The organism is Nocardia carnea (assembly GCF_029869215.1).
Classification (GTDB): Bacteria; Actinomycetota; Actinomycetes; order Mycobacteriales; family Mycobacteriaceae; genus Nocardia; species Nocardia carnea_B.
Map to the genome: position 1 here is coordinate 1 of NZ_JARWPM010000117.1, position 9,476 is coordinate 9,476.

Genomic DNA, 9,476 nt, shown 5'->3' on the forward strand with positions numbered 1-9,476 from the left:
CCAGCGAGCCAGATCGGCCGGTGGCAGATCGACCCCGATCGTGCGGGCGAAATCGGGGTTCGCGCCGAGTTCCGTGGCGGGCAGCAGATCCGTTTCCGCGTCCAGCAGACCCATACGTTGCGGGGCGTCCGCCCCCCCCCGGGGGTCCTCCCCGGCCCCCCCCCCCGGGGCCGCCGCCGGGGCCGGGGGCGGCGGTGAGCTCGAAACTGCTCGGTGTGCGCAGCACCGCGGTATCGACGCGGTCCGGGCGGTACACCGTGAACGCCATCAGATAGAAGGGGTCGAGCCCGGCCAGATCGAGCGCGGCCGCCGCGCCGATCTCGTCGGCAACCGCGGCCAGGGTCGCCGGGTCGCTGCCCACGCGGCCGCGGAGCCGGGTCAGCGTGAGCCGCAGCGCACGGCCCACGAACACGTTGTACCAGTGTAGATCGTCGAGTCCGGTCGTCCGGGCGAACCGTTCGGCGTCGGCGGTCAGGAAGGGCATGGTGGTCACCCGGCCGGGGAACCCGGCGACTTCGATATCCTCGCGTACCGGCAGGGCATTGCGCCGGCGCCGGCCGCCCGACCAGGCGGCCAGGGTTTCCCCGTACCAGTGGTCGTCGCCGGAACCGTCGAGGGACAGGGCGAGGTCCCCGGCCGAGGCCGGCGCGAACGGCTCGATACCGCCCGCGTAGACGACCAGCCGGGCGCCGGTGAGGTCGCCGGCCAGCACCCGGGGAACGACATTGGCGACGCCCGGCAGCATACCGGCGGACAACACCGCGGTCCGCTCGCCGGCCACCAGCGGCGACCCGTCCAGCAGCCGATAGGCGGGCCCGTCCCCGGAGACATCGACATAGTCGCTCCCGGCCGCCAATGCCGCCCGCGCCACCCGGTCCGCCAGCAGATACGACGGGCCCGCGCAGTTGAGCACCAGCCGCGTTCCCGCGCAGAACCGGGCCAGCGAAGCCGGGTCATCGGCGTCCACCCGGCGCACCTCGGTACCGGACGGTACGGCCCCGGACGCGAGCCCGTCGATACCGCGTGCGCCGAGCCGCAGTGCACCGATACCGAGCCGGGTGAGCATCCGCACCGCCGCCCGCCCGACCACTCCCGTGGCACCGAGTACGGCTACCCGGCCGGCGGTCCCTGTCACCGCCGTACCTCCCGGACGCCGGGCCCCGGCGACACCGCCGGCGCGGCACCGGTCTCCGGCACGAGCGGTGCGGTGAGGCGGGCGGCGACCTCGGCGGCATGGGCCGCGGACATACTGGTGAGGTGGTCGCCGGGGATTTCCTCGATGACCAGGCCACCGAGTGCGATCCGCGACCAGAAGCGGTCCACTTCCGCCCGCGTACCCATCAGGGTGGCGGTACCGCTGTTGCTCAGCACCCGCATCGGACCGAAATAGGGCTCGGCGCGGTACTCCCCCATGGCCCGGAGGTTGTGCGCGAAAATATCGAATTGCCTGCGGAATTCCGCCGGCGGGAGCTCCTGTGACCGATACGGTCCGGTCGCCGAGGTGGCCGCGGTGCGCAGTGCGGCGAGGCGGTCGGCGCGCGGTACGGCGGCCAGTTCCCGGAATTCCGCCGCCAGCGCCGCCGAGTCGCCGGTCAGGGTTGTCAGCGCCCCCGCGGGGACCCGGTCCGGGGTGCGGTCCAGGATCGTGCGCAGTGCGGCCTCGATCGCCGCGGCATCGGCGGGGAATCCGGCCGCGGCCGGGTCGACGCCGAGGGATTGGGCGAACACGTATTCGGTCAGCAGCTCGTCGTGTACCGCGGGCGGCTGATAGGAGCCGATCACGGTGAGCTCGTCGACCGTGGCTCCCGACTCGGTGAGCGTGCGCGCGAGCTCGGCGGCGAGCAGGCCGCCGACGGAGTATCCGACGATCCGGAACCGGTTGTCGTATGCGAGCAGCTCCGTCGCGTAATCGGCGGCCTGCCTGCCGATCACGATGTCGGCGGGGAGGTTCAGATACTTCGCCGGATCGGTGATCTCGAGCCCGAGCAGGGCGCCGGGATGCGCGTCGCGCAGATACGGAAGCAGCGCGTCGTACGGCGACAGGGTCCCGGTGCCACCGTGTACGAGCACCCAGGTGCCGGCGTCGTGGCCGGACCGGCCGCCCAGGGACCGCACCGCGCTCTGCGCGCGCGGCGTGCCGGCGGGCGCCTGCGTACCGTGCCGTCGGGCGGCGAGCGCGGCGACGGTCGGATTGCGCAGCACATCGCGCAGCAGTTCCTGCCATTCGATATCGGCGACCTCGGGGACCCGATCCCGCAGTTTCCCGACCATCTGCGACAGCAACAGCGAATCGCCGCCGAGGGTGTAGAAATTCTGGTCGCGACCGACCTTGGGAACGCCGAGCATCTCCTGCCACAGTTGCGCGATGCGCTCCTCGATCTCGTCGGCGGGCGCGACGAAATCGCCCGCCGCCCCGGCAGCCGGCGCCGCGGCGGCGCGCTCGGCCAGTACCGCGCGGTCCAGCTTCCCGTTCGCCGAACGTGGCAGCGCGTCCAGCAGCTCGAGCTCGTCGGGCACCATATGACCGGGCAACAGTGCCGCGACGTGCTCGGTGAGCTGCTGTTCGGTGACGGTGCGGCGTTCGCCTTTGAACCGGGCGACGAATACGCCCTGTCCCGAAGCCGCGAGCGGGGTGTTCTCGGCGGGCAGTACCCGGATATGGCCGGCGCCGGCGGTGCCGAGCTGGCGCAACCATTGCTCGCGGGTGAAGAACGCCTGTCCGGTGCCGGCCCGGACGTCGGTGAACGCGGTGAGTTCGCTGAAGAATTCGAACTCCATCGATACCAATAGCGCGTAGTTGTGCTGCCGGGTGGGTTCGAGGAATATCAGCCAGCCGCCCGGGGCGAGCAGATCCCGTAACCGCGCCAGGACTTCGTCGGCGTTCACCGAATTGTGCAGCACGTTCGCGCACAGGATGACATCGGCCGAGTTGGGTCGCAGGCCCTGGGCCGGCGCGTCGGCGTTGATATCGAAGCGTCCATAGCGCACCCATGGGTAATCGGCGAATTTCGTGCGCGCCTCGCCGAGAAAGTACTCCGAGATATCGGTGAACTGGTAGTCCGGTGCGAACTCGGCCAGCGCGGGAATCAGCTCGGTGCTGGTACCGGCGATACCCGCGCCGACTTCGAGCATCCGCAGCCGGTGCGGCGACTGCCGGGCGATCTCGCGCACGGTATCGATCACGATGCGATGGGAGCTGCGGGCCACCAGGTTCGTGCGGTAGACGGCGTGCGCCGCACCGGGCTTTCCGGCGGGGAACAGCAATTCGCGCACATCGAGCACGCCGCGCAGCAGATCGTCCAGCCGGCTGCTGCAGGCACGGATATAGGACAGGGTCTCGCTGCCGTAGCCCACGATCGCTTCCAGCTCATCGATGCGCTGCCACGCGGCCTCGACCGCACGCGGGCCCGCGGCGATCAGGTCGCGGTAGCGGCCGGTGCCCGGATCGTGCACCACCGCACCCCCGTCCGCGAGGGCGGCCAGCCAGCGCTTCAGCAGGCCGTGCTGCCGCTCGGAGACACCGGTGGCCGCGGCGATCTCGGTGAGGTCGTGCGCGCGCTCGCGATCGGCGAACAGGCCGCATCCGCGGAGCTGCGCGGCGATGGACAACATGGCCATCTCGTCGACGGCGTGCATGAGCGCGACGAAGGATTCGCCGTCGACCTCCTGTTGCGCCGCGGCGGCGGCGTTCTCCGCGGCGGCCAGCACATCGGCGGCGGGCGCACCGGGCGCCTGCTCACCGGAGATGTCGGTCGCGATCTCGGCGTAACCGAGCAGTCGCGCGCCCGGGCCGCGGCCGTCGACGAGCACCGCGGCATCCGCCACGGCGGGATGACGGCGCAGCGCGGATTCGATTTCGCCCAGTTCGACGCGGTGGCCGCGGATCTTGACCTGGGTGTCCTCGCGGCCGAGGAATTCGAGCCGTCCGTCGGGGTGGAAACGGCCGAGGTCACCGGTGCGGTAGAGCCGGGCGCCGGTCCGGGGATGCCGGAGGAAGCGCTGCGCGGTCAGTTCGTCGTCACCGAGGTAACCCTCGGCCAATCCGGTACCGCCGAGGTAGATCTCGCCGGTGACGTGGTCGGGGCAGTCCTGCAGGGCGGTATCCAGTACGTGCACGGTCTGGTTCCGCAACGGTGTGCCGTACGGGATGCTGCGCCAGTCCGGGTCGATCCGGCCGATCGGGTGGTGGATGGACCAGATGGCGGCCTCCGTGGCGCCGCCCAGTCCGACCACGGTCACGTCCGGGTGGCTCGCGCGCAGCCGGTCGGGCAGGTCCACGGGAATCCAGTCACCGGACAGCAGCACCAGCCGCAACGAACCGGCGCGGCCCTCGGGCCCGGACGTGGATTCGACGACGTCCAGCAGCATCTGCAACTGCCCCGGCACGCTGTTCCACAGGGTGACCGAATGCTGTTGTACCAGTTCGAGCCAGTGCGACGGATCGGCCGCCCGGTCCTGTTCGGGGAGCACCACGGCACCGCCGGCCGCGAGCACCCCGAAGATATCCCATACGGAGAGGTCGAACGCCAGGTTCGCCACACCCAGTACCCGGTCGGTGGCGGTCAGGGCGAACCGCTCCTCGATATCGTCGAGGGTGTTCGCCGCGGCCCGGTGGGTGACGACGACGCCCTTCGGTTCGCCGGTCGAGCCGGAGGTGAAGAGGACATAGGCCGGGGCGTCCGGGTCGGCGGCGGCCGCGGGCAGCGTCTCGGTGCCCGGTAGCAGGTCCACAGCCACCGGCCGAGCGGTTGCGGGGATTTCGCCGCGATCACGTAACCAGGATTGGGTGAGCGCCACCGCCGCCCCGGCGCGGTCGAGGATCCGTTCCCGGCGCGCCATCGGCTGGGTGACCGAGATCGGCACGTAGGCGGCACCCAGCACCGAGGCCGCCAGTACGGCCACGACCTGCTCGGGCCCCGTCTCCATCAGGACGGCCACCCGGTCACCGGACCGCACACCGGCTTCGCGCAGGGCGGTGGCGGCCGCGGCGACGCGGCGGCGCAACTCGCCGAAGCCGAGCACGGTGTCCCGGTGGATCACCGCGGGCGCCTGCGGATCCGTCTCGGCCCGCACCAGAATCCGCTGGTGCAGCAGCCGGGGTGCGGTATCGGCAGCGGTGTCGTTGTAGATGTCGCGGCGGGCGCGCTGCGCGGGCGGCAGGGCAACCGGATACTGCTCGCGCCATGCCTCGGGCGCTTCGGCCAATCGGGTCAGGAGGTCGGCGAAGGCGCCGAAGGCCGCGGCGGCGGTATCACCGGCCAGGACGTCGCGGCGCACGTCCCAGGCGATCATCAGGCCGTTGTCGTACGGCGTGACCTGGCAGTCGAGCCACACCTGCGGAGTGCGGGTGAGGCCGCGCAGTATCCGGCCCCGATTCTCCGGTGCGCCGGGTTCGACGCTGCCGAGCGTGCTGGTGAACACCACGGGCATGAGTACCGGACTGCCCGCGCGGCGGGTGAGCTCGCCGAGCACCTCGACCCCGTCGAAGAGCCGGTGATCGAGGTCGGTGAACAACTGGGCGGCGATCCCGCGGGCGCGGCCGGCGAAAGTGTCCTGCGCGTCGAGGTCGATGCCGAGCAGGTTCACGGAGGTGAAATCGCCGAGCACCGCACCGATATCGGCATGAGCGGGGAACCGGTTGAACACCGGCAGATTCAGCGTGAATTGCCGCTTCCGGCTCCAGCGTCCGATGACCTCGGCGTAGGCGGCGAGGACCGCACCGGAGAGGGTGAGGTCGTGCTCGGTCGCGTGACGGGCCAGACCGTCCAGAACGGAGCCCGGCAGCCACCGGTGCAGCCGAACGAAACCCGGGCCGGCGTCGGCTCCGAAGCCGGCGTCACCCGCCCGGATCGGTAGTTCCGGCGCGGCGGGCAAGGTGTCGATCCGCTCCTGCCAGTACTCCCGATCCCGCTGATAGCGCGGCCCGTTGCGCAGCTCCTGCACACCCAGGAGATAATCGCGGAAACCGATCTCCGGCGCCGGCCGCAACACCGCGGCGTCGCCGGCCGCGTGCACGAGTTCGTCGAGTTCGGCCAGTAGCAGTTGCACACTCGCGGCATCGACGACCAGCAGTTCCAGCAGCAGATGCAGTACGCACGCGGTATCGGTGCGGGTGAGGCGCAGGGCGAACAACGGCCAGGTGTCCGTGGCGCCGGCCGGGCCGAGTAGTTCGTCGCGCTGCCGGTCCAGCACGGTACCGACCTCGGCGGCATCGTTACCCCGGATATCGGTCACCGGGATGGCGTAGTGCGGCACGGTCGCGGTGACCTGCTGGAAGCCGTCGGCATGCACGGTGGCCCGGAGCATATCGTGGCGGCGCACCAGCGTATTCCACGCCGCCTCCACACTCTCCGGTTCGGCTCCGGGGTAGGAGATTTCGAGATAGCCGGTGCAGGCGACCCCGCCGAAAGGATAGGTGGGGTCGCGGCCGATCAGATACGCCTGCTGTACCGGGGTCAGCGGGAACGGTTCGTGGGCGGCGGCGGTATCGGCGGATACGCTGATCACCGCCTGATCCCGGGCGAGGTAGTCCAGAATCGCGGCCTTGTTCGCCACCAACCGATCCCGGTATTCGGCGGTCAGCACGCCTCGGGGCGCGCGGAACCGCATCTGGTCACCGTCGGCCCACAGGTGAACTCCTCGCTGTCGTAGCTCGTTTACCAGATCGGGGACGTTCACAGAGCACCTTCTTCGAGTTCGATACCGGTATGTGGTTGGTCGCGGACGAGTCCGGCGATGGTCGGAGTGGTGAAGAATTCGCGCAGGGTCACGGCGAGGCCGAGTTCCCGGGTCAGCCGGCTCACCAGGCGGGTCGCCGACAGCGAATCGCCGCCCGCGCCGAAGAAACTCGTATGCCGGCCGGCCGGGGCGGCGCCGAGCGTGTCTGCCCAGACCTGCGCCACTCGCGTCTCCAGCCCGGCGCGGATCGGCTCGCCCGGCTCGGACGCTGTTGTCCCGGCCGTTGCTTCGGCTCGCCGCACCAGAGCGGCGTGGTCCAGTTTTCCGTTGCCGGTCAGCGGCGGATCGGCGAGGGGAATGAGTTCGGGCATCCAGGCGGGCGGAAGACGGTCGGCGAGGAAGCCGGGAAGAATGTCCGGGAGACGCTCCGGATCGTTGGGAGTTTCCGGTTCGACGAAGGCGACCAGCCGCGCCTGAGTGCGCTCCCCTACCGCCAGCGCGATGGCCCGCCGGACCCGCGGGTGCGCGGTGATGGCCTGCTCGATCTCCCCGAGCTCGACCCGATGCCCACGAATCTTGACCTGACGGTCGGCGCGGCCGAGAAATTCGAGAACGCCGTCCGCACGATAGCGGCCCAGATCTCCGGTGCGATACCAGCGAATCCCGCCCTCGTCGAAAAACGACGCGGCAGTGAGGTCCGGTCTCCCGCGGTAGCCCCGGGCGACTCCGGCGCCGCCGATCAACAACTCGCCCGGCACCCAATCCGGACGATCCCCGCCGTGCTCGTCTACCACCCGGAAGCGCTGGTTACGCAACGGGCGACCATACGGAATCGAAGTCCACTCCGGGTCCACGGTGCCGACCTCGAAGTAGTTCGACCAGATCGCCGCCTCGGTCGCACCACCCAGTGCGACGAATCGGCACTCCGCGCAGCGGGCGGCGAGCCGGCCGGGCAAGTCCAGGCCCACCCAGTCCCCGGACACCAGCACCGCGCGCAACGAGGGCATCGGGACGGATTCGGACTCGGCAACCGCGAGCAGCATGTCGAGCATCGCCGGCACCGTGTTCCACACCGTCACACCGTGTTCCCGCACCAACGCAAGCCACCGGTCCGGATCCCGCCGGTCCGCGTCCGCGACGAGCACCGCGCTCCCACCTGCACCCAGCACACCGAACAGATCGAACACCGACAAATCGAAATCGACAGCCGCAACGGCGAGTACCCGGTCGGCATCGCCGAGCGCGAAGCGATCCAGCACGTCGGCGAGCGTGTTCACCGCCTGCCCGTGCTCGATCTCGACGCCCTTCGGGACACCGGTGGAACCGGATGTGAAGATCACGTAGGCAAGATCGTTATCGCTGCCGCGGTAGACCGGCGCGGGCTCGTGCTGTCGTGCGTCCGCGATCGCCACCACCGGCACTCCATCTGCGCGCGGTCCGGACGCTCGATCGCCACCGTCACCGGCGGCGCGACCGGCACGGACGGAGGAAACATGCCCAGCGCCACTGGTGGGACCGGCCAGGCCGGCAACTCCGTCTGCATCGCCGGGTGCGGCCGCGCCGGCTGTCCCGGCGCCGGCACGACCGGGCGCTTCGATACCACCAAGCCCGCCCATGCCGGTGAAGTCGGCGAACTCGGCGATGCCGGTCGCATCGTCACGCTGCACAGAGGTCGCGGAAGCACCGAATCGGCCGGTGTTGTCGGTGAGTACCGCGGCGACTCCGGCCTGTTCCAGGATCGCGGTCCGGCGCCGCACCGGCTGATCCGGGGTAACCGGCACATACGCCGCCCCCGCGGCCAGCACCCCGTACAACGCCGCCACCTGCGCGACACCCCGGGCCGCACACACCGCGACCGTGTCACCCGGCCGGACACCGTGCGCGGTCAGCAATGCCGCGATTCTCCGGCTGAACTCGGCGAGGGCACCGAAGGACAGTGTTGTCTCGCCGTCGACGAGTGCCGTGCGACCGGGATCGGCCACGGCGATATCGAACATCGCCGCATGCAGCAGGGTGTCCGGAGCGCTCCGGACTGCCCTGCGCGCCGGCGCGGCGGTGAGCCGATCGAGCGTCTCCGGCCGGGCGGTGTCGTTCACCCGGTCGCGGACCATTCGCTGATGCGGTGGTAGTACCGGCAGTGCCATATCGAGTGGTTGTTCCCAATCGATCTCACCCAGCCGGTTCAGCAGCCGGTGGTAGGTGGCCAGCATGTCGCCGACCAGCCCGTCGGGGAACAGCTCGTCCACCGAATCCCAGCTCAGCAACAACCCGTCCGGCAGTTCGATGACCTGATGATCGAGCCACACCTGCGGAGTCTGGGTCCGCGTGTAGTCCGGCCACCGCACCGAGGCTGCCAACTCGTCGTCGACACCCAACATCGAGGTGAACACCACCGGCACCGGCTCCGCGGGCACCGCACTCTCACGAGCGAGTTCGCGCAGCACCCGGACCGCGGACACCTGCTGATGATCCAGGTCGCTCCACAACCGCTCCTGCAACCGCCGCGCCCGCCCCGACCAACTCTCGTTCTCCACAGGCCGATCCGCCACCAACAACAACGAACTGAAATCCCCCACCACCCGCATGATGTCGGGATGCACATCCCGGCGATCGAAACGAGTCAACGTCACCGTCAACTCACGCTGCGCACTCCAACACCCCAAAACCCACGTATAACAAGCCAGCAGCACCACACTCGGCGTCACACCGATAGCCCGCGCACGCGAAACGATCCGACTCCAGACGTCCGCATCCAGCCGGACCTCCCGCCGCACGAACCGCGGCCGCCGCACCCTCGC

Annotated in this window: 3 protein-coding genes; all 3 read right to left on the reverse strand. The window is 70.3% G+C overall.

What is annotated here, in order from left to right; all coding sequences use genetic code 11:
* Positions 1–1,135, reverse strand: a 1,135-nt coding sequence (locus tag QH276_RS07445) for a saccharopine dehydrogenase NADP-binding domain-containing protein (RefSeq protein ID WP_280406674.1), incomplete at its 3' end; no start/stop codon positions are given.
* Complete coding sequence (locus QH276_RS07450) at positions 1,132–6,678, reverse strand: non-ribosomal peptide synthetase (RefSeq protein WP_280402779.1); 5,547 nt, start codon at positions 6,676–6,678, stop codon at positions 1,132–1,134. The genes QH276_RS07450 and QH276_RS07445, both read right to left, overlap by 4 nt.
* The coding region (locus tag QH276_RS07455) for a non-ribosomal peptide synthetase (RefSeq protein WP_280402780.1) at positions 6,675–9,476 on the reverse strand (2,802 nt) is incomplete at its 5' end. The genes QH276_RS07455 and QH276_RS07450, both read right to left, overlap by 4 nt.